The organism is Ornithinimicrobium cryptoxanthini (assembly GCF_023923205.1).
Classification (GTDB): domain Bacteria; phylum Actinomycetota; class Actinomycetes; order Actinomycetales; family Dermatophilaceae; genus Ornithinicoccus; species Ornithinicoccus cryptoxanthini.
This window is the reverse complement of record NZ_CP099490.1, coordinates 3,294,472-3,314,618: the sequence shown is the minus strand read 5'-3', so window position 1 is coordinate 3,314,618 and position 20,147 is coordinate 3,294,472. Positions and strand designations below refer to the sequence as shown.

The following is a 20,147-nucleotide window of genomic DNA, read 5'->3' as shown; positions in this document are numbered from 1 at the left end:
CGCAGCACCTACAAGGAGCACAACATGAGCCGCCACGCACTCTCTGTCCTGGTCGAGAACAACCCCGGCGTCCTGGCCCGGGTCTCGGTCCTGTTCGCCCGCCGCAGCTTCAACATCGACCACCTGGTCGTCGGCCCCACCGAGGACCCCAAGGTCTCCCGGATGACGATCATCATCAACGTCGGCGAGGACCAGCTGCACAAGGTCACCAACCAGCTGGACAAGCTCATCGAGGTCATCCACATCGAGGAGCTGTCGGACTCGACCGCGATCCGCGACCAGCTGTGGGCGATCAACGACCACGGCCCGCGCCCGGTCGGCGCGATGGCAGCAGCCTGGGCCTAACCTCCCCAAGGTCTCGCGAGCCTGCGACGAAACCTCCCCAAGAATGGGGGAGCCACCTACGAAACCCCTGCAAAAATGCGTGAGCCACCCACGAAACCCCTGCAAAAATGCGTGAGCCACCTACGAAACCTCCCCAAAAATTGGGGAAAAGGAGAACGACTTCTGATGGCCAAGATGTACTACGACGCCGATGCCGACCTGTCCCTGATCCAGGACCGATCGGTCGCGGTCATCGGCTACGGCAGCCAGGGGCACGCGCACGCGCTGTCGCTGCGGGACTCCGGGGTGGACGTGCGCGTCGGGCTGCCCGAGACCTCGCGCTCGCGCGCCAAGGCCGAGGCGGAGGGGCTGCGCGTGGTGACCCCGACGCAGGCCGCGCAGGAGGCCGACGTGATCATGATCCTCACGCCGGACCACACCCAGCGCAAGCTCTATGCCGAGGCCGTCGAGCCGCACCTGGAGGAGGGTGACGCGCTCTTCTTCAGCCACGGCTTCAACATCCGGTTCGACTACATCACGCCGCCGGCCGGGGTGGACGTGTGCATGGTCGCTCCGAAGGGTCCCGGTCACCTGGTGCGCCGGGAGTATGTCGACGGGCGGGGTGTGCCGGTCCTAGTCGCCGTGGAGCAGGACGCCAGCGGGCACGCGTGGGACCTGGCGCTGTCCTATGCCGCGGCCATCGGTGGGCTGCGCGCGGGCGGCATCAAGACCACCTTCACCGAGGAGACCGAGACCGACCTGTTCGGTGAGCAGGCCGTCCTCTGCGGTGGCGTCAGCGAGCTCATCATGAAGGGCTTCGAGACCCTGACCGAGGCTGGCTACCAGCCCGAGGTCGCCTACTTCGAGTGCCTGCACGAGCTCAAGCTGATCGTCGACCTGATGTATGAGGGCGGCATCGCCAAGCAGCGCTGGTCGGTGTCGGACACCGCGGAGTACGGCGACTACGTCTCCGGCCCGCGCGTCATCGACGACAAGGTCAAGCAGAACATGCAGGCCGTGCTCGAGGACGTGCGCAACGGCAGCTTCGCGGCCCGGTTCATTGCCGACCAGGACGCCGGGGCACCGGAGTTCAAGAAGCTGCGTGCCGAGGGCGAGACCCACCCCATCGAGGAGGTCGGTCGTGAGCTGCGCGGGATGATGTCCTGGGTCAAGAGCCACGACTCCGACTATGTCGAGGGGACTGCAACCAGGTGACCAGCACAGACAGCCAGTCCGCGATCGACCCCAAACCTCGGTCGCGCGACGTCACCGACGGGCTGGAGAAGACCGCGGCACGCGGCATGCTCCGGGCGGTCGGGCTCGGCGACGATGACTTCGCCAAGCCCCAGGTCGGGGTCGCCTCGTCGTGGAACGAGATCACCCCGTGCAACCTCTCGCTCGACCGGTTGGCCAAGGCCGCCAAGGACGGGGTGCACGAGGCCGGCGGCTACCCGCTGGAGTTCGCGACCATCTCTGTCTCCGACGGCATCTCGATGGGGCACGAGGGCATGCACTACTCCCTCGTCTCCCGCGAGGTGATCGCCGACTCGGTCGAGACCGTCATGTCGGCCGAGCGGCTGGACGGCTCCGTGCTGCTGGCTGGCTGTGACAAGTCGCTGCCGGCGATGCTGATGGCTGCCGCGAGGCTGGATCTGGCCGCTGCTTTTGTGTATGCCGGCACGATCCTTCCCGGGCAGGCGAAGCTCTCCGACGGGTCGACCCGCGAGGTCACCATCATCGACGCCTTCGAGGCCGTCGGGGCGTGCTCGGCCGGGCTGATGTCCCGCGAGGACGTCGACGCGATCGAACGGGCGATCTGCCCGGGTGAGGGTGCCTGCGGCGGGTTCTACACCGCCAACACGATGGCCGCCGTCGCCGAGGCGATGGGCATGGCGTTGCCCGGATCGGCGGCCCCACCGGCCACCGACCGGCGCCGCGACGGGATCGCCCGGGCCTCGGGACGGGCCGTGGTGGGGATGCTCCGTCAGGGCATCACGGCACGGCAGATCATGACCAAAGAGGCCTTCGAGAACGCCATCGCGGTCGTGATGGCCTTTGGCGGGTCGACCAACGCGGTGCTGCACCTGCTGGCGATCGCCCACGAAGCCGATGTCGAGCTGACCCTCGACGACTTCCGCCGCATCGGCGCCAGGGTGCCGCACCTGGCCGACGTCAAGCCTTTCGGGCAGCACGTGATGGTCGATGTCGACCGGGTGGGCGGCATCCCGGTGGTCATGAAGGCGCTGCTCGACGCGGGCCTGCTGCACGGTGACTGCCTCACGGTGACAGGTCGCACGGTCGCCGAGAACCTCGCGGACGTGCCCCCGCCGGATCTGGACGGCACGGTGCTCCGCGCGCTGGAGAACCCGATCCACAAGACGGGCGGCCTCACGATCCTGCAGGGGTCGTTGGCTCCCGGTGGCGCGGTGGTGAAGTCCGCCGGCTTCGACTCCGAGGTGTTCCGCGGGACCGCGCGCGTCTTTGACGGGGAGCGTGCGGCGATGGACGCTCTGGAGAACGGCACGATCTCGGCGGGTGACGTCGTGGTCATCCGCTACGAGGGCCCCAAGGGCGGCCCCGGGATGCGCGAGATGCTCGCGATCACCGGCGCCATCAAGGGGGCTGGCCTGGGCAAGGACGTGCTGCTGGTCACCGACGGCCGCTTCTCCGGCGGCACCACCGGGCTGTGTGTAGGGCACATCGCACCCGAGGCCACCGAGGGCGGTCCGATCGCCCTGGTCGAGGACGGTGACCCCATCGTCCTGGACGTTGCGCAGGGGACCCTGGACGTCGAGGTGAGCGCCGACATACTCACCCAGCGTCGCGGCGTGTGGACTCCGCCGCCTCCGCCGGACCGGGCCGCCCGTGGCGTGCTCGCCAAATACGTCAAGCTGGTCGGGTCCGCCTCCGAGGGCGCCGTCACCTGCTGACGCGGTGGGCTCTGCCCGGTGCAGAGCCGGCCGTCGCGGCGGTCGGGGGTGCCCCACCACCCCCGGCCGCGGGCGCACCGAAACGAGGTTGTCGGGCCAGTCCTATAGACCCGGCGACGGCGCTGCCCTAGGGTGACCCGCAAGCAGTCCCTGGGACGGAAGGACGCTCATGAGAAAGCGGATCGTATCGCTAGTGTCGGTATTGGCGGTCGGGTTCGGACTCACCGCCTGTAGCGACGGCGGGAGTGGCGATGTGACCATCCTCCGGGTGGCGCTGAACCAGACGGAGACCCACCCTTCCTACATCGCGTTGGCGAACTACAGCGACCGGCTCGAGGAGCAGACCGACGGGCGCCTGCGCCTGGACATCTTCCCCAACGAGACCCTCGGCGCACAGGCTGAGGTGCTGCAGTTGCTCAGCGACAACATCATCGACCTCGGCATCATCTCCGGGTCCCAGATGGAGAACCTGAGCGAAGACTTCCTGGTGCTCAACATGCCGGGCGTCTTCGACTCGGTCGAGCACCAGATGCCCGTGGTGCACGACCCCGAGATCGTCGGCGAGCTCTACACCTCGCTGGAGGACAGCAACGATCTGACGGTGATGGGCGGCTTCACCCAGGGGTCGCGACACGTCTACGTCAAGAACGAGATCTCCTCACTGGCGGACCTGGACGGGGTGAAGATCCGCGTCCAGGAGAGTGAGCTCAACCTCGCCATGATCCGGGCGCTGGGTGGCTCGCCCACCCCGATGGCCTTCGGTGAGGTCTACACCGCGCTGCAGTCCGGTGTCCTCGACGGAGCAGAGAACAACGAGGTCTCCTACTACACGCAGAACCACTACGAGGTCGCACCCTTCTTCACGAACACCAACCACCTCGTCGGCCTCGACTACATGGTGGCCAGCACGGAGATGCTCGAGAGGCTGGACCCGGCCGACCGGCAGCTCCTCGAGGACGAGTGGATCAACACCTACCAGGACCACACCACGCTGTGGGGTGCGGCCACGGACGAGGCCATCGAGGCCACCAAGGCCGGTGGAGCCACCTACCTGGAGCTGGATCAGCAGGAGGTGAAGGATGCTCTGGCGCCCCTGGCCGACGAGTTCCTGACCACTCCTGTGCAACGAGAGCTCTATGACAAGATCCGCGCCGCCGCGCCGGAGCAGGAGGGCTGACATGGAACCCATCAAACGGGGACTGGACCAGGTGCTGAAGTTTGCCTCGGTCGTCCTGTTCGCACTGCTCGTGCTGGTCGTGGTCTGGCAGGTGTTCAGCCGCCAGGTCCTCAACAGCCCGAGCGCCTGGACGGAGGAGCTGGCCCGCTACACCTTCGTGTGGGTGGGGCTCTTCGCCACCGCCCTGGTCTTCTCCGAGCGCGGTCACATCGCGGTCGACTTCGTGGTCACCAAGTTCGCTACCGGCGCCCAGAAGGTGGTCGCCATCGTGGTCCAGCTCAGCATCATCCTGTTTGCGCTGGCGGTGCTGGTCTATGGCGGGCTCCGCGCCGCGAACGGTGCCTGGAACCAGTCGCTCAGTGCCCTGCCCACCCAGGTCGGGGTGATGTATCTCGCGATGCCGATCGTCGGGGTGATTATCACCTTCTATGCGCTTTATCACCTTCAGGCCGTCCTGCGGAACACCGAGGAAGCCATCGCTCACGACGAGAACCCCCAGGTGGTGTGACCCATGGATCCCATTGCGCTAGCTGCCATCATCCTCGTCGCGACGATCGCCCTCGGCATCGTCTTCTCGGTCCCGATCGCGGTCAGCATCGGGCTCGGCTCCTTCTTCGCAGCGATCGTGCTGCTCGACTTCGAGAAGGCCGCGCTGGTCTCCAGCCAGCGGTTGTTCACCGGCATCAACAGCTTCACCCTGTTGGCGATCCCGTTCTTCGTGCTCGCCGGAGTGCTGATGAACACCGGCGGCATCGCCGGGCGGCTCATCGACGCTGCCAAGGTCCTGGTAGGCAAGACGCCGGCCAGCCTGGCCAACACCAACGTCGTGGCCAACGCGATGTTCGGAGCGGTCAGTGGTGCCGCGGTGGCAGCCGCCGCCGCCATCGGCACGGTGATGACGCCGCGCATGAAGGAGGACGGCTACGACCCCAAGTGGTCGGCAGCTGTCAACGTGGCCTCCGCCCCGGCCGGCATGCTGATCCCGCCGAGCAACACCTTCATCGTCTACTCCCTGGTCAGCGGGGCCTCGGTCAGCGCCCTGTTCATGGCCGGGGTGATCCCCGGCCTGATCTGGGCCCTGGCCTGCATCATCGTGGTGATGCTGACCTACCGCCGGTTCAGCACGCCGCAGGCATCCCAGCACGTGACCTTCAAGGAGGGACTGCTGGTGATCTGGCGGGCGGTCCCCTCGCTGCTGATGATCATCATCGTGGTCGGTGGCATCGTGGCGGGCTTCTTCACCGCCACCGAGTCCTCGGCCATCGCGGTCGTCTACTGCCTGGTGCTGGGCTTCATCTATCGGACCATCAAGTGGTCGGACCTGCCGAAGGCGCTGCTGGACGCCGCTCGGACCACGGCGATCATCATGCTGCTGGTCGGTGTCTCGACGGCCCTATCGTTCGTGATGTCGTTCTCGCACATCCCCAACGCTGTCTCCGAGTTCATGCTGGGGATCTCCGACAGCCCGCAGATCATCCTGTTCATGATGCTGGTGGTCCTGCTCATGGTCGGCACGTTCATGGACCCGACGCCGGCGATCCTGATCTTCACGCCGATCTTCCTGCCGATCGTCACGACGTTCGACATGGATCCGGTCCACTTCGGCACGGTGATCGTCTACGCCCTCTCCATCGGCGTGATCACCCCGCCCGTGGGCAACGTGCTGTTCGTCGGCGCCCGGGTCGCCGGGATGGGCATCGAACCGGTCGTCGCCAAACTGCTCTGGTTCCTGCTCGCACTGGCGGTCGGCCTGCTGCTCGTCACCTACATCTCACCCCTGTCGATGTGGCTGCCGGACGCGCTGGGCCTGTTGTCTGACTGACCTCGTCCTTCGAACCGGAGGGTCGTTGCGGGCTAGCAAGCCCACAGCGACCCTTCGGTGTCAGATGCCGTATGCCGGGCGCTCACCTGCCTCGGGTCAGCCTCCGGCGGCGATCTGCGCTGCGAGGTGCCCGGCGCCATAGCCGTTGTCGATGTTGACCACGGCGACCCCTGGAGCGCACGCATTGAGCATCGAGAGCAGCGGGGCCAGACCATCCAGTGCCGCCCCATAACCGACTGAGGTGGGCACGCCGATCACCGGTGCTGACGCCAGACCGGCGACCACGCTGGCCAGGGCGCCGTCCATGCCGGCCACCACGACGATGGCAGAGGCGGCAGCGATCTGGTCGACGCGGGCCAGGATGCGGTGCAGTCCGGCGACGCCGACGTCGACGACCAGCTCGGCCGGCCTGCCGAGGTGCTGGGCGGTGAGCAGTGCCTCTCTCGCGACCGGGATGTCGGCAGTCCCGGCGCAGAGCACCAGGACGGTGCCTCCGCTGGGTTCCGGCACTGGTCCCGGCCAGGCGATGATCCGGGCCACCGGGTCGTGGACCGCGTCGGGCAGCTCCCGGCAGACGGCCTCCGCCTGGGTGGCGGACGCCCGGGTGAACAGGATCGTGCCCAGGGGCTGGTGACCGTTGGTGCTGCCCCGCTCACCGACTGCCCGGGCGATCGCGACCAGGTGCTCCATCGTCTTGCCCTCGCAGAGCACCGCCTCGGGATAGCCGCGTCGCGCGGCCCGGTCAAAGTCGAACTCCGCGATCCCCTCGAGACTGCCACCCGGCGCGCTCTGTGTGTGGGGGAAGTCAGTCACGGGTGACCAGAGGCATCGTGAAGGCGCCGGACTGGATGCCGACCAGGTCCAGTGCCACAAACCGGAAGCCGGCGGCGCGCACGCCCTCGACCAGGGCGGCCCGCACCTGCGGGTCGGCCGCGCGGGCCAGCTCGTGGTCGGTCAGCTCCAGCCGTGCGACGTCGTCATGGTGGCGCACCCGACAGTCCGAGAAGCCCAGGGCGCGCACGGCCGCCTCGGCCCGGTCGATCTGGGTCAGCTTCTCGGGGGTGACCTCCTTGAAGTGCGGGATCCGCGAGGCCAGGCAGGGGGCCGCCGGCTTGTCCGCGTTGGGCAGGCCCAGGGCCGCCGCCACCGCACGCACGTCGGCCTTGGTCAGCCCCGCGTCGGCCAGCGGACGGAGCACCAGGTGCTCGGTCGCCGCCCGGGCACCCGGACGATCGGGCCGGATCGCGTCGTCGGCGTTCTCGCCATAGCTGATCGCGGTGAGCCCGTGCGCCGCGGCGACGTCGTCACCGATCCGGGTGAACAGCTCGTCCTTGCAGTGGAAACAGCGGTCGGGCCCGTTCGCGCGATAGGCCTGCGAGGACCCCTCGTCCGTGGGCACCTCGACGACGCCGACCCCGATCTGGCTGGCGACGTCGTGGGCGGCTGCGCGCTCGGCGGTGGCCAGGCTGGGAGAGACCCCGAGTATGCCGACAGTCCGGTCCGCGCCCAGCTCCCGGACAGCGACGGCCAGCAGGGTGGTGGAGTCGACGCCGCCGGAGTAGGCCACGCCCAACCTGCCCTCAGCGGGCAGGTGGACGGTCACCTGCTCGATCAGGGCAGCGATCTCGGGCGAGACGTCCTGGTGGGCGTCGACCCGCTCGGCGATCTGGAGGACCCGGTCTGCGGTGAGGAGGTTGGCAGGCGGTGTCGGCGGCGCCCCCGCCTGGGAGACCGCGACCACGGGAAGGAGGCGATGGGTGGCGGCCACTCAGATCTCCACCTCGCTCCGGTCACCGGACCACAGCGTGTGGAAGGTGCCCGGCTTGTCGATGCGCTGATAGGTGTGCGCTCCGAAGAAGTCGCGCAGCCCCTGCACCAGGGAGGCGGGCAGCCGCGGCGAGCGGACCGTGTCGTAGTAGGCCAACGCGGCGGAGAAGCCGGGCACGGGCACCCCGGCCTCCGTCGCCACCGCGACGACGTGCCGCCACGCGTCCTGGGAGTTGCCCAGCTCGGCCGCCACGCTCGGCGCGGCCAGCAGCGTGGCCAGGTTCGCGCCGGCATACTCCTGCCGGATCCGCTCGAGCAGCTTGGCCCGGATGATGCAGCCGCCGCGCCAGATGCGGGCCACCTCGGAGATGTTGACGTCCCAGCCGTAGGTCTCACTGGCGGTGCGGATCTGGTCCAACCCTTGGGCGTAGGCCACCACCTTGGAGCTCCACAGCGCGGCGCGCACCGCGTCGACGAGAGCCGCCCGGTCGTCGACGCTGATCGTGCGGTCCGGGCCGGTCAGCCCCTGGGAGGCCTCGCGCAGGGCCGTGTGGCCGGAGGTGGAGCGGGCAAAGACGGACTCGGCGATCGTGTTGACCGGCACCCCGAGTTCGAGGGCGATCTGCACGGTCCAGCGGCCGGTCCCCTTCTGCTCGGCCTGGTCCATGATCACCTCGACGAGCGGTCTGCCGTCCACCTCCTGGTCGAGCACCTCCGAGGTGATCTCGATCAGATAGGAGTCCAGGTCGCCGGTGTTCCACTCGCGGAAGACATCCGAGACCTCCCGGGCGGTCATCCCGGCCGCGGTGAGGACGTCGTAAGCCTCGGCGATGAACTGCATGTCGGCATACTCGATGCCGTTGTGCACCATCTTGACGAAGTGGCCGGCGCCGTCGGTGCCCATGTAGGCGCAGCACGGCTCCCCGTCGACCTTGGCGGAGATGTCCTCCAGCAACGGGCCGAGCGCGGCATACGACTCGGGGCTGCCACCGGGCATGATGCTCGGTCCCTTGAGGGCACCCTCCTCGCCACCGGAGATGCCCGCCCCCACGAAGTGCAGACCGACCTCGCGCAGCGCAGCCTCCCGCCGGCGAGTGTCCTCGTAGTGCGCGTTGCCGCCGTCCACGACGATGTCGTCCTTCTCGAGCAGCGGGATCAGCTGCTCGATCACGGCATCGGTGCCCAGGCCGGCCTGGACCATGATGATCACCTTGCGCGGCCGCTCCAGGGCGGCCACGAACTCCTCCAGCGTGGGCGCGGCCACGAAGGTGCCGTGCGCTCCGAAGTCAGCGCTGAACGTCTCGGTCTTGGCCACGGTGCGGTTGTAGACCGCGACCGTGTGCCCCCGAGAGGCAAAGTTGCGGGCGAGGTTGCTGCCCATCACCGCCAGACCGATCACCCCGACCTGAGCTGTTGCTGCGACCATGTCTTCTCCTGTGAGTCGGTCCTGCACGTGGCCCTACTCTCCCCAACCCGGCGGACGTTCACAAGAGCAGGGCCTGACGAGTCGTGCCGCGACCCCACCACTGGACCGTTGTCGACAGACCGGGTTGGATGGGGTCCATGGTCACCTCAGCGCTGCATCCGGACCGCCTGCTTCCCGCTGACCCCGGCACGAGACAGATCGCCAGGGAGCTCTACGGCTCGGTGCAGGGCCTGCCGATCATCAGCCCCCACGGCCACGTGCCGCCGGAGTGGCTGGCGCAGGACACCCCATTCAAGGACCCGACCTCGTTGCTGCTGAGCCCGGACCATTACATCTTCCGAATGCTGCACGCCGCCGGGGTGCCGCTCGCCGAGCTCGGGGTGGGCGGCGCCGAGCTGGACGAGGCGGGCGCGCGCCGGGCCTGGGCGCACCTGTGCGAGCACTGGCATCTCTTCCTCGGCACACCGGTGCGCTACTGGCTCGAGGACGAGCTGGTCGGGATCTTCGGCTTCACCCAGACGCTCTCTGCGAAGACCGCGGACGCCAGCTATGACCGGATCGCCGAGGTCATCGCGGGCGACAACTTTCGCCCCCGTGCGCTGATGGACCAGTTCGACATCTCGGTGCTGGCCACCACCGACGACCCGTGTGACGACCTGAGGCACCACGCGGCGCTCGCCGCGGACGACACGTTCGACCGTCGGGTGCTGCCCACCTTCCGCCCGGACAAGTACCTCGAGCCGGGCCGGACCGACTTCGCTGACCTGGTCGCCCGCCTCGCCGAGGTCTCGGGCGAGGACACCGGGTCGTATGCCGGCTACGTCCGGGCGCTGGAGAACCGCCGCCGCTACTTCGTCGAGCACGGCGCCGTCTCCAGCGACCACAGCCATGCCGATGTCGTGACCCTCACCCTTGAGGAGTCGGAGGCCTCCCGGATCTATGACGGGGCGCTGGCCGGCACGGCCACCGAGGAGGAGACCACCGCGCTGCGCCGGCACATGCTGGTCGAGATGGCGCGGATGGCGACCGAGGACGGCCTGGTCATGACGCTGCACCCGGGGTCCTACCGCAACCACCACGAGCCCACGCTGGAGGCCCACGGGCCCGACACCGGTCACGACATCCCGATCCAGATGGAGTTCACCCGCGGGTTGCAGCCCCTGCTCAGCCGGTTCGGCACCGTCGAGCAGTTCCGGCTCATCCTGTTCACCCTCGACGAGACGGTCTTCAGCCGCGAGATCGCGCCACTGGCCGGCTTCTATCCGAGTGTGTATGCCGGGGCGCCCTGGTGGTTCCTCGACGCACCGGAGGCGATCGGTCGCTATCGCTCCGCAGTCACCGACACCATCGGCTTCTATCGCACCTCCGGCTTCATCGACGACACCCGGGCCTTCTGCTCCATCCCGGCCCGGCACGACATGTCACGGCGGCTGGACAGCGGCTTCCTGGCCAGACTCGTGGCTGACCACCGGCTGCGTGAGGAGGACGCGCACCAGATCGCCACCGACCTGGTCACCACGATCCCGTCCGCGGCGTTCAACCTCTCCAGAGGCAGCGCGTCATGAGTGACCAGCAGGGTCGGCTGAGCCGCCAGGACCACGGACGGCCGGTCGCGCCGGTGCGGATGGTCCACCTGGGCCTCGGCAACTTCTTCCGTGCCCATCAGGCGTGGTTCACCGAGCACTCGCAGGACGCAGCGGACTGGGGGTATGCCGCCTTCACCGGTCGTTCCGCCGGGATCGCAGACGACCTCGCGGCCCAGGACGGCATCTACACCCTGCTCGTGCGCGAGCCCGACGGGGATCGCCCCGAGGTGGTCAGCTCGCTGAGCGAGGTGCACCCGGGCGACGATGTGGCCGCGCTGCGCTCCTACTTCGCCTCACCAGACCTGGCGCTGGTCACCAGCACCGTCACCGAGGCGGGTTATCGCCGGGCCACCGACGGGGGGCTGGACCTGGCCGACCCCGACGTGAGCGCCGACATCGAGGCGCTGCGGGCCGACCCCGAGAGCGACTCGGTGAGCACGACGCCGGGCCGCCTGGTGGCCGGTCTTCTGGCCCGTCGCGCGGCAAACGCCGGGCCGATCGCGCTGGTGCCATGCGACAACGTGCCCGACAACGGCGCGATGGTCGCCCGCGTCGTGGGCGACCTGGCCACCGAGGTCGACCCCACGCTGCTCGACTGGATCGAGGCCAACGTCACCGTCGTGACCACGATGGTCGACCGAATCACCCCACGCGGCACCGACGAGGACCGCGACACCGTGGGCGAGCTGCTGCAGGTCGACGACCCGCAGGTCGTGGTCACCGAACCTTTTGCCGAGTGGGTGCTCGCAGGGGAGTTCCCCCGAGGACGGCCCGAGTGGCCCGGTGCCCAGTTCGTCGACGACGTCAGCAAACACGAGCAGCGCAAGCTGTGGCTGCTCAACGGCTCGCACTCGCTGATGGCCTATGGCGCCTCGATCCTGGGGCACGAGACCGTGTCGTCCGCGATCGGCGACGACACGGTGCGCGGCTGGGTGGAGCAGTGGTGGGACGTGGCCGCGGCTCACCTCGAGGTCGACGCGGACGAGGTCGTCGCCTATCGGCAGGCGCTGGTGGAGCGGTTCTCCAACCCGCGGATCCGGCACCTGCTCGCGCAGATCGCCGCGGACGGCTCGCAGAAGGTCCCGATCCGGTTTGGCCCGGCGCTCGCGGCAGAGGTGGCTGCCGGACGCTCACCGGTCGGCGCCACCCGCCCGGTCGCCGCGTGGATCGCGCACCTGCACGGGCACGGCGCACCGGTGACCGACGCCCAGCAGGACCGGGTGGCAGAGGTGGCTGCTGCCGAGCCCGCCGAGGCGGTGCGGACCGTGCTCGACTGGATGGGCATCAGTGATCCGGCGGAGGCGCTGGTCGAGCAGGTGCTGAGTCAGGTTGCCGAGTTTGAGGCAGCAGGATCGTCATGAGCCGGCACGTGGTGGTGATGGGAGTCTCGGGGTCCGGCAAGAGCACGATCGCCGCCCTGGTGGCCGAGCGTGTCGGGTGGACCTTCGCCGACGCCGACTCCTTCCACCCGCCTGCCAACATCGACAAGATGCGCGCCGGCATCCCCCTGACAGACGCCGACCGGCGTCCCTGGCTCCTCGCGCTGGCCGAGTGGATGGCCGAGCAGGGACGACAGGGGCACTCGACGGTGCTGGCGTGCTCCGCCCTGATGCGCTCCTACCGCGACCTGCTGTCCGGGCGGACCGAGGTGGCCTTCATCCACCTGCACGGCCCCGCCGAGCTGATCGAGGCCCGGATGCGGGCGCGCGACCACTTCATGCCGCCGAGCCTGCTCACCTCCCAGTTCGCGATCCTCGAGGAGCTGCAGGAGGACGAGCTCGGCGTGGCGCTGGACCTGGCGCTCAGTCCCGAGGAGCTGGTGGACGCCGCGGTGGACTGGATGGGGCGCGGCCCTCTGGAATCCTGCGGCCCCCAGGACTAGGTTGGCGACATGACCTGGTTCAGCCATGAGGCCAAGCCCATCGACCGCCCGACGATCGAGAAGTTGGTGGAGCAGACTCTGACGGAGGCCAAGGAACGACTGGACATCACGGCATACACCCGTGTCCTGCTGCTGCCGCCGGACATCACCCGGGCCCACGCGGGCCTCGGCTGGATCACCGAGCACTTCTTCCACCTGCTGGAGGAGATGGGCGCCGACGTGCACCTCATCCCCACCCTGGGGCAGCACGTGCCGCACACGCCCGAGGACAACCGGTGGATGTTCGGGACCATCCCCGAGGAAAAGATCCACGTCCACGACTGGAAGTCCGGAGTCACTAACGTCGGCACGGTCCCGGCGGAGTTCGTCAGGGAGCAGACGGGCGGGGCGGTCGACTGGGAGATGCCGATCGACCTCAACACGATGACGGTCACGCAGGACTGGGACCTGATCATCAACATCGGGCACGTCGTGCCCCACGAGGTGCTCGGCTTCGCCAACCACAACAAGAACTACTTCATCGGCCTCGGTGGCAAGCGGCTGCTCGGCTCCTCGCACATGGCGTCGGCGGTCTATGGGATCGAGAACAACCTAGGCAACCTGATCACCCCGGTGCGGCACTGCTTCAACTATGCCGAGGAGCACTTCCTGGGGCACCTGAAGGACGTCTACTTCCAGGTGGTCATGGACTATGACGACAACAGCCAGCTCGTGCACACCGGGGTCTATGTCGGCGACGACCTGGAGACCTATCTGGACGCCGCGCGAGCCAGCAAGGCGCAGAACATCACGGCCTTTGACGAGCCGGTCGACAAGATCGTGGCCGTCATGCAGGCCGATGAGTTCCGCGCGACCTGGGTGGCCAACAAGGCGGTCTATCGCACCCGCATGGCGATCGCCGACGGGGGCGAGCTGCTGGTGATCGCTCCCGGCGTCGAGCGGTTCGGTGAGCAGCCCGAGGTCGACGAGCTGATCCGCAAGTACGGCTATCTCAGCCAGTCGGAGGTGCTCGAGCTCTATCGCACCGAGGCGGACATGCAGGACATCCCGCACGGCACCGCCCACCTGGTGCACGGGTCCTCCGAGGGTCGCTTCACCATCACCTACGCCCCCGGTGCGCTGACCCGTGAGGACATCGAGTCCGTGGGCTACCAGTACATGTCGCTCGAGGAGGCGTTGGAGCGCTACAACCCCGACGTGATGCAGGACGGGTGGAACGAGATGCCCGACGGTGAGCGCGTCTTCTATATCTCGACGCCGTCCGCGGGCCTGTGGGCCACGAAGGAGAAGCTCGGCGACCGCTGAGACCGGTCAGGGTGCGGAGCTGTCGTCGAGGCGGTTGACGAGACGCCGCATCCGGGCCAGCAGGGCGGCTGAGGGGATCACCTTCCCGGACCGGTATGTCGACAGGCGGGATGCCGACGTCCCGATGCGCTCGGCGAAGGAGGCTGAGGTCAATCCCGACCGGTTGACCAACTCATTCACGTCCCGTGCCACCTCGGCACGTTCGGCCTGAAGCGCGCATCGGCGTGCGGAGCCGATGGCCCGCTCCAGCAGGGGCGCCACGCCGACCGGTCGCTCGTAGTTGAGGTAGTCGCTCACCTGCCGAGCCACCGGACCCCACGGGTCGCGACGGATCTCCCGGGTCAGCACTGCCCAGTCTGCGATCAACCCACGCTCGATGACGGTCACGATGGCCTCGTATGGCCAGGAACTCACCGGTGCCCCGCCTGGCACATCCACGTTCCGGAAGGCGAGGGTCATGGCAGGTCGCGCTCCACCGTGCGCAGGATCCCGTCGGCAATGTCCAGACAGACCTGGACGACGGCGGCCCAGTCGTGCCACCGCTTGTCCAGGCCCTTGTAGGTGGCCAGCTGGCCGGTCACGCGGTGGTCCCGAGGAGCGGGCTCGGAAAGCCGCTGGACCAGCGCCGTCAGGACCGAGCCGTGGGTGCGGCTACGGTCCTCATAGTAGGTGTCGATGTCGGCGAGGGTCGCCACCGCTTCATCGACCCCAATCTTGGAGCTGAGCGCCGCCGTGTCCAGGTAGTCACGGGTGGCGTTGCGCTGCACCACCAGGTAGGCCTTGATGCGGAGCATCTCGGGCAGTGTCGGCACCAGAAGTGCACTGCCTGAGGTGAGGTCGTGCCGCTCTACCTCCAGCGGCCGGGCCCTTCGCAGCTGACGCAGTCCCGCCTCCACGCCGTCGAGGGACCCGAGCAGTGTCAGCGGTGGCGAGCTCGCCCGCACGCTCGTCACCCACCCCTCGGACACCTCGACGGCCTCCAGCACCTCGGCATACCGCTCCGCCAGCTCGGAGAGCACATGGTCGTGGTCGAAGGACTGGCGGTGGTGGGCGTGAATCGCGGCTGCAGTCCCCCCCACGAGGACGGCGTCGGGAACAAGACGTTGGAGCTCCGCGGCGGAGCGAAGAACGTCGTCCAGGGTCGGCTCGGCTACCACTGGAATATCATATCAGTTATGATAACTCGCGTTGAGGGACACTCATCTGGTCGGACTCGGGACCGTGGATGCAAGGCGGCCGGGGGCGGACTATCCCGGATCGGTGCGGGAGCCGCGGTTGTGGTTCCCCTCACCTCCGCACGGGACCCGCGGCAGATGGGCCGTCTGCGGGACCGCGCACGCCAAGATGGCAGGATCACCTCATGCCGACCGCTCACCCGCTGCTCGACCGTGTCCTCGCCGACCCCACCGGGTTGTCGTGGGCGCTGCTGTGGCGCGAGGAGGGGACTGAGGTCGAGCTCCTGGTCGGCGAGGTGCAGGACATCGGCCTGCTCGCCGACATCCCCGAGGCCACGGCGGGCCGGCCGGTGCTGGCCCTGGTGCCCTTCCGGCAGGTCACCGAGCGCGGTTTTGACGCTCATGACGACGGGACGCCGCTGCGCGTCCTGGTCGCCGCGGCGACCGAGCGGATCCCGGTCGACCTGCTCCGCGACATACTCCCCTCGGCCGCTGTCGAGGTCACCGATGAGCGGTTCAGCGTCTCCGACGAGGAGTATGCCGAGATCGTCACCTCGGTGATCGAGGACGAGATCGGCAACGGTGAGGGCGCCAACTTCGTCATCCGGCGCGACGTCATCGCCCAGACCGACACCGACCCCGCGACCGCGGCGCTGACCTGGTTGCGGACTCTGCTGACCGATGAGCGCGGGACCTACTGGACCTTCGCCGTGCACACGCCCGGGCACACGCTGGTCGGCGCGACGCCCGAGCGGCACGTCAGTGTGCGGGACGGGCGGGTGCGGATGAACCCGATCTCCGGCACCTTCCGGCACCCGGGCGAGGCCGAGCTGGAGCCGGCGTTCCGCCGCTTCATCGTGGACACCAAGGAGACCGAGGAGCTCTTCATGGTGGTCGACGAGGAGATGAAGATGATGGCGCAGATCTGCTCGCACGGCGGGCGGATCACCGGGCCCTACCTGAAGCAGATGGCCCACCTGACGCACACCGAGTACCTCCTCGACGGCCGCGCCGACTCCGACCCACGGGATGTTCTGCGCCAGACGATGTTTGCTCCGACGGTGACCGGCTCGCCGATGGAGAACGCGTGCACGGTGATCAGGCGTCATGAGCCGGCTGGGCGGGGCTACTACTCCGGTGTCCTGGCGCTGCTCGAACGGGAAGAGCCCGGTCGCGACGGTGTCGTCGGGCGCGAGTCGCTGGACGCGCCGATCCTGATCCGCGCCGCGCACCTGGATGACGCGGGCACGGTGACCATCAGTGCGGGCGCCACGCTGGTGCGCCACTCCGACCCGGTGTCCGAGGTGGCCGAGACGACCGCCAAGGCGAGCGGGATGCTGGCTGCGCTGGGGCTGCGTCCGCGACGCGAGGTGCGCGACACTCCCACGCTTGTGGAGCTGCCCGGGGTGCGCGACGCGCTCGAGGCACGCAACGACTCGCTGGCCGCCTTCTGGCTCTCACCGCAGGAGGCCCGACCCGACCCGCTGCTGGTCGGGACGGAGGTGCTGGTGGTCGACGCCGAGGACATGTGGACGCAGATGCTGGCCCACCAGGTGCGCCACTTCGGCATGGTGGCGCGGGTGCTGCGCTGGGACCAGGTCGCCGAGGCGGACGTCGCCGGGGCGGAGCTGGTGCTGTTCGGACCCGGACCGGGTGATCCCGACGACCCGGACGACGCCCGGCTGGCTCGGCTGCGGGAGCTGATCGGGGTGCGCCTGGGCGCCGGCCTGCCGCTGCTCGCGGTCTGTTTGAGTCACCAGGTGCTCGCCCGGATGGCGGGCCTGGAGGTCACCAAGCTGGCGCGCCCCAACCAGGGCGTGCAGCTCGAGGTGGACCTCTGGGGCACACCCGCCCGGCTCGGTTTCTACAACACGTTCGTGGCGCGACCCGGGCCTGCGGTGCTCGAGAGCGCGGGGGAGCAGGTCGAGCTGGAGGTGGCGGCCGACGTCGAGCATGGTGTCGTCGCCCTGCGCGGGCCCGGCGTGGCGACGATCCAGGGGCACGCGGAGTCGGTGCTCTCCCGCGACGGCCTGGTCACGCTGCACTCGCTGATCCGGCACACCCTGGCAGGGCGGTCATGACCGGGCGTCTGGCGGGGGTGCGGGTCGTCAGCCTGGCTGGCACCCTGCCCGGCCCGGTCGCGGCGCGGCGGTTGCGGGCCGAGGGGGCGGAGGTGATCCGGGTCGAGGGGCCCGGTGGCGACATCCTGCGCACGGTCGCCGCTGACCTCGTCGACGCGCTGGTGGGGGACCAGCAGGTGATCCGGCTCAACCTTAAGGAGCCAGCCGACCGGGCGAGGTTGCACGAGCTGCTGGACGAGGCAGATCTCCTGCTCACCTCCTCACGTCCGTCGGCCCTCGCCCGGCTCGGCCTGACCCGGGAGGTGGTGGCGCAGCGCTGGCCCCGGCTCGGCTGGGTCGCCATCGTCGGGGAGACCGGCGAGCGCGCGGAGGAGGCCGGGCACGACCTGACCTATCAGGCGCAGGCCGGACTGCTCGGCGCCGGCACCGAGCTGCCGCGGGTGCTGCTGGCCGATCTGTCGGCGGCCGAGCGGGTGGTGACCGAGTGCGTGCTCGCACTGCGACAGGCGGACCTGCACGGCAGTGGAGGGTATGCCGAGGTCGGGCTGGTCGAGTCCGCCCGGGACCTGGGGGAGCCGCTGCGGCACGGCCTGACCGCTCCCGGCGGGATCCTCGGTGGCGGCCACCCGGCATACGCCATCTATCTCGCGCGGAGCGGACGGGTGGCCGTGGCCGCCCTGGAACCACACTTCTGGGCGCGGCTGCTGGACCTGCTCGGCATCGGGGGCACCCACGCGGAGCTCGCGGCGGCCTTCCTCGAGCGTGACGCGCAGGACTGGGAGGCGTGGGGCAGCGAGCACGACGTCCCCGTGGTGGCAGTGCTCTGAGGCGGGGGGAGAAGTTGCCACTGTGGCTGTGCACGCATCACTAGACGCGGGGATGGCACAGGTCCATAGTGTCCTGTATGGCTAAGGCAGCAACGAAGCGTGAGAACTGGTCTGGCCAGACCGGGTTCCTGCTGGCCGCGATCGGTTCGGCAGTCGGAGGGCAACATCTGGCGGTTCCCGGGAGTGGCCTACGAGAACGGCGGGGGAGCGTTCCTGATCCCCTATCTCGTGGCACTGCTCACGGCTGGCATCCCGATCCTGTTCCTGGACTACGCCATCGGGCACCGCTACCAGGGCTCGGCGCCCCGGGCCCTGGGGCGGCTGTTCAGGGGCGGGCAGACCCTGGGCTGGTTTCAGGTGGGGATCTCGTTCGTGATCATGTGCTACTACGGCGTGATCCTGGCGTGGGCCGCGAGCTTTACGATCTTCTCGGTCACCGAGGCGTGGGGAGACAACCCGACCGCGTTCTTCACCGGCGAGTACCTCGAGCTCGCCGAGACGCCCGGCCTCAGCCTCGACATCGTCGGTCACCTGCTCCTGCCGCTGCTGCTGGTCTGGCTCGCGGTGATGTTCGTGATGGTGCTCGGCGTGCAGAACGGACTGGAGAAGGCCAACAAGTTCTTCCTGCCGCTGCTTGTGGTCCTGTTCACCATCCTGGTGGTCCGCGCCCTCTTCCTGGACGGCGCGATGGATGGGCTGAACGCGCTGTTCACCCCGGACTTCTCGCAGCTGACCAACACCGACGTGTGGCTGGCGGCCTACAGCCAGATCTTCTTCTCGCTGTCGATCGCCTTCGGCATCATGATCACCTACTCCAGCTATCTGAAGCGCAAGTCCGACCTGACCACGACGGGTCTGGTCGCCGGCTTTGCCAACTCCTCGTTCGAGATCCTGGCCGGCATCGGTGTCTTCGCCACGCTGGGCTTCATGGCCGCGGCCAGCGGCGTCGGCGTCAACGAGCTGGAGGGGCTCACCGGCCCGATCCTGAGCTTCGTCACCTTCCCGCAGATCATCTCCATGATGCCCGGAGGTCCGATCTTCGGTGTGCTGTTCTTCGGCTCGCTGGTGCTGGCCGGGTTCACGTCGATGATCTCGATCGCCCAGGTGGTCGTGGCGGCGCTGCAGGAGAAGTTCGAGCTGGGTCGGGCGGCCGCGTCGGCCCTCGTCGTGGGGGTCTGCGGCTCCATCTCGATCGTGCTGTTCGCGACGACCACGGGGCTCTACACCCTGGACACCGTCGACAAGTACATCAACGAGATCGGCATCATCACCTCGGCGATCCTGATGACCGTGATCATCTCGTGGGGCCTGCGCAAGCTGCCCGAGCTGCAGGCGCACCTCAACCTGGTCTCCGCGTTCCAGGTGGGGACCTGGTGGCGGGTGCTGATCTCGTTCGTCGTCCCGGTCATGCTGCTGGTGATGATCACGACCACAGGCCTGTCCCTCATCCAGGACGGCTACGGCGGCGACCCGCCCTACCCGAGGTCATACACCAACCTCATGGGCTGGGGAACGGTTGGCTTCGCGATCCTCTTCGCCCTGGTGTTCACCGTGCTGCCGGGCCGCAGGGACACGGCGGCTGAGGATGAGGCCTTTGACCCGGACGACCTGACCGGGGACGACGAGTTGGAGGAGGTCCGATGACTGGCGTCGCGATCGCGTTCCTGGTGCTGGCAATCGTCGTGCTGTGGGGCGGTTTGGTCCTGGCGGTCGTCTACTATCGCCGGTCCGGCGCCGCAGGCGGGTCCCCGCCCCGCGACCAGGGCGGAGAGGCCTCCTGGCCGCGGGACACGTGAGGGGGAGTGGGAGACAGCTGAGCGCTCCTACGCCTCTTGGCGCGCAGCC

Annotated in this window: 19 protein-coding genes; 14 read left to right on the top strand and 5 right to left on the bottom strand. The window is 68.7% G+C overall.

Annotated features, from left to right (window positions below):
• Positions 1 to 24 precede the first annotated feature (24 nt).
• The 6 genes from ilvN (at position 25) to NF557_RS15200 (ending at position 6,253) form a co-directional block, all read left to right on the top strand.
• The gene (gene ilvN, locus NF557_RS15225) at positions 25 to 345 is read left to right on the top strand and encodes an acetolactate synthase small subunit (protein WP_252620496.1); all 321 of its coding nucleotides are present in this window, start codon (positions 25 to 27) and stop codon (positions 343 to 345) included.
• Positions 346 to 420: 75 nt separating this feature from the next.
• On the top strand, positions 421 to 1,539 hold the full coding sequence (gene ilvC / locus NF557_RS15220; RefSeq protein WP_342454491.1) for a ketol-acid reductoisomerase: 1,119 nt from the start codon (positions 421 to 423) through the stop codon (positions 1,537 to 1,539).
• Positions 1,536 to 3,254, top strand: a complete 1,719-nt coding sequence (ilvD, locus tag NF557_RS15215) for a dihydroxy-acid dehydratase (RefSeq protein ID WP_252620493.1) — start codon at positions 1,536 to 1,538, stop codon at positions 3,252 to 3,254. The genes ilvC and ilvD overlap by 4 nt, the downstream gene beginning before the upstream one ends.
• Positions 3,255 to 3,507: 253 nt before the next feature.
• A complete protein-coding gene (locus NF557_RS15210) occupies positions 3,508 to 4,431 on the top strand; it encodes a TRAP transporter substrate-binding protein (protein ID WP_252620491.1) in 924 nt (307 codons plus the stop codon).
• A 1-nt stretch (position 4,432) separates the two neighbouring features.
• Entirely contained in the window at positions 4,433 to 4,939 is a 507-nt protein-coding gene (locus NF557_RS15205) for a TRAP transporter small permease (protein ID WP_252620489.1), read from the top strand.
• 3 nt (positions 4,940 to 4,942) lie between these two features.
• Positions 4,943 to 6,253: a TRAP transporter large permease gene (locus NF557_RS15200; protein WP_252620487.1), complete on the top strand. Its 1,311-nt coding sequence runs from the start codon at positions 4,943 to 4,945 to the stop codon at positions 6,251 to 6,253.
• A 96-nt stretch (positions 6,254 to 6,349) separates the two neighbouring features.
• On the opposite strand, the gene larB is transcribed toward NF557_RS15200, so the two are convergent.
• From larB to gndA, 3 genes are read right to left on the bottom strand one after another with little or no spacing between them, the layout of a single operon-like run.
• Positions 6,350 to 7,066 (bottom strand): nickel pincer cofactor biosynthesis protein LarB, encoded by a 717-nt coding sequence (larB, locus tag NF557_RS15195; RefSeq protein WP_252620485.1) that lies wholly within the window; start codon positions 7,064 to 7,066, stop codon positions 6,350 to 6,352.
• Complete coding sequence (gene larE, locus NF557_RS15190; protein ID WP_256855703.1) at positions 7,059 to 8,021, bottom strand: ATP-dependent sacrificial sulfur transferase LarE; 963 nt, start codon at positions 8,019 to 8,021, stop codon at positions 7,059 to 7,061. Before larE ends, larB begins: the two co-directional genes overlap by 8 nt.
• Entirely contained in the window at positions 8,022 to 9,446 is a 1,425-nt protein-coding gene (gene gndA, locus NF557_RS15185) for an NADP-dependent phosphogluconate dehydrogenase (protein WP_252620484.1), read from the bottom strand.
• 137 nt (positions 9,447 to 9,583) lie between these two features.
• Here gndA and uxaC point away from each other — a divergent pair, with 137 nt between their 5' ends.
• The 4 genes from uxaC to NF557_RS15165 are packed head-to-tail and all read left to right on the top strand — an operon-like array spanning position 9,584 to position 14,219.
• The gene (uxaC, locus tag NF557_RS15180; protein WP_252620482.1) at positions 9,584 to 11,011 is read left to right on the top strand and encodes a glucuronate isomerase; all 1,428 of its coding nucleotides are present in this window, start codon (positions 9,584 to 9,586) and stop codon (positions 11,009 to 11,011) included.
• Entirely contained in the window at positions 11,008 to 12,393 is a 1,386-nt protein-coding gene (locus NF557_RS15175) for a mannitol dehydrogenase family protein (protein ID WP_252620480.1), read from the top strand. Before uxaC ends, NF557_RS15175 begins: the two co-directional genes overlap by 4 nt.
• Positions 12,390 to 12,914: a gluconokinase gene (locus NF557_RS15170; RefSeq protein WP_252620478.1), complete on the top strand. Its 525-nt coding sequence runs from the start codon at positions 12,390 to 12,392 to the stop codon at positions 12,912 to 12,914. Before NF557_RS15175 ends, NF557_RS15170 begins: the two co-directional genes overlap by 4 nt.
• 9 nt (positions 12,915 to 12,923) lie before the next feature.
• Complete coding sequence (locus tag NF557_RS15165; RefSeq protein ID WP_252620477.1) at positions 12,924 to 14,219, top strand: nickel-dependent putative hexonate epimerase; 1,296 nt, start codon at positions 12,924 to 12,926, stop codon at positions 14,217 to 14,219.
• Between the two features lie 6 nt (positions 14,220 to 14,225).
• Here NF557_RS15165 and NF557_RS15160 read toward each other — a convergent pair whose 3' ends face one another.
• Both NF557_RS15160 and NF557_RS15155 read right to left on the bottom strand, forming a co-directional pair.
• Positions 14,226 to 14,633 carry a helix-turn-helix domain-containing protein gene (locus NF557_RS15160; RefSeq protein ID WP_252620476.1) on the bottom strand — a complete coding sequence of 136 codons (408 nt, stop codon included), beginning with the start codon at positions 14,631 to 14,633 and terminating at the stop codon, positions 14,226 to 14,228.
• A 41-nt stretch (positions 14,634 to 14,674) separates the two neighbouring features.
• Entirely contained in the window at positions 14,675 to 15,376 is a 702-nt protein-coding gene (locus tag NF557_RS15155; RefSeq protein ID WP_252620474.1) for a hypothetical protein, read from the bottom strand.
• Positions 15,377 to 15,579: 203 nt separating this feature from the next.
• Here NF557_RS15155 and NF557_RS15150 point away from each other — a divergent pair, with 203 nt between their 5' ends.
• The 4 genes from NF557_RS15150 to NF557_RS15135 all read left to right on the top strand — a co-directional run bounded on the left by NF557_RS15150 (position 15,580) and on the right by NF557_RS15135 (position 20,098).
• Positions 15,580 to 17,475: a chorismate-binding protein gene (locus NF557_RS15150; protein WP_252620471.1), complete on the top strand. Its 1,896-nt coding sequence runs from the start codon at positions 15,580 to 15,582 to the stop codon at positions 17,473 to 17,475.
• Positions 17,472 to 18,302, top strand: coding sequence for a CoA transferase (locus NF557_RS15145; protein ID WP_252620470.1), 831 nt, complete (start codon positions 17,472 to 17,474; stop codon positions 18,300 to 18,302). Before NF557_RS15150 ends, NF557_RS15145 begins: the two co-directional genes overlap by 4 nt.
• A gap of 183 nt (positions 18,303 to 18,485) precedes the next feature.
• Positions 18,486 to 19,946, top strand: coding sequence for a sodium-dependent transporter (locus NF557_RS15140; protein WP_252620469.1), 1,461 nt, complete (start codon positions 18,486 to 18,488; stop codon positions 19,944 to 19,946).
• A complete protein-coding gene (locus NF557_RS15135) occupies positions 19,943 to 20,098 on the top strand; it encodes a methionine/alanine import family NSS transporter small subunit (protein ID WP_252620467.1) in 156 nt (51 codons plus the stop codon). Before NF557_RS15140 ends, NF557_RS15135 begins: the two co-directional genes overlap by 4 nt.
• Positions 20,099 to 20,147: the final 49 nt, after the last annotated feature.

Coding starts and splice junctions, on each gene's coding strand:
- ilvN (WP_252620496.1), top strand. CDS start 25: ATGAGCCGCCACGCACTCTCTGTCCTGGTCGAGAACAACCCCGGCGTC.
- ilvC (WP_342454491.1), top strand. CDS start 421: ATGCGTGAGCCACCCACGAAACCCCTGCAAAAATGCGTGAGCCACCTA.
- NF557_RS15205 (WP_252620489.1), top strand. CDS start 4,433: ATGGAACCCATCAAACGGGGACTGGACCAGGTGCTGAAGTTTGCCTCG.
- NF557_RS15200 (WP_252620487.1), top strand. CDS start 4,943: ATGGATCCCATTGCGCTAGCTGCCATCATCCTCGTCGCGACGATCGCC.
- gndA (WP_252620484.1), bottom strand. CDS start 9,446: ATGGTCGCAGCAACAGCTCAGGTCGGGGTGATCGGTCTGGCGGTGATG.
- uxaC (WP_252620482.1), top strand. CDS start 9,584: ATGGTCACCTCAGCGCTGCATCCGGACCGCCTGCTTCCCGCTGACCCC.
- NF557_RS15175 (WP_252620480.1), top strand. CDS start 11,008: ATGAGTGACCAGCAGGGTCGGCTGAGCCGCCAGGACCACGGACGGCCG.
- NF557_RS15170 (WP_252620478.1), top strand. CDS start 12,390: ATGAGCCGGCACGTGGTGGTGATGGGAGTCTCGGGGTCCGGCAAGAGC.
- NF557_RS15165 (WP_252620477.1), top strand. CDS start 12,924: ATGACCTGGTTCAGCCATGAGGCCAAGCCCATCGACCGCCCGACGATC.
- NF557_RS15150 (WP_252620471.1), top strand. CDS start 15,580: ATGCCGACCGCTCACCCGCTGCTCGACCGTGTCCTCGCCGACCCCACC.
- NF557_RS15145 (WP_252620470.1), top strand. CDS start 17,472: ATGACCGGGCGTCTGGCGGGGGTGCGGGTCGTCAGCCTGGCTGGCACC.
- NF557_RS15135 (WP_252620467.1), top strand. CDS start 19,943: ATGACTGGCGTCGCGATCGCGTTCCTGGTGCTGGCAATCGTCGTGCTG.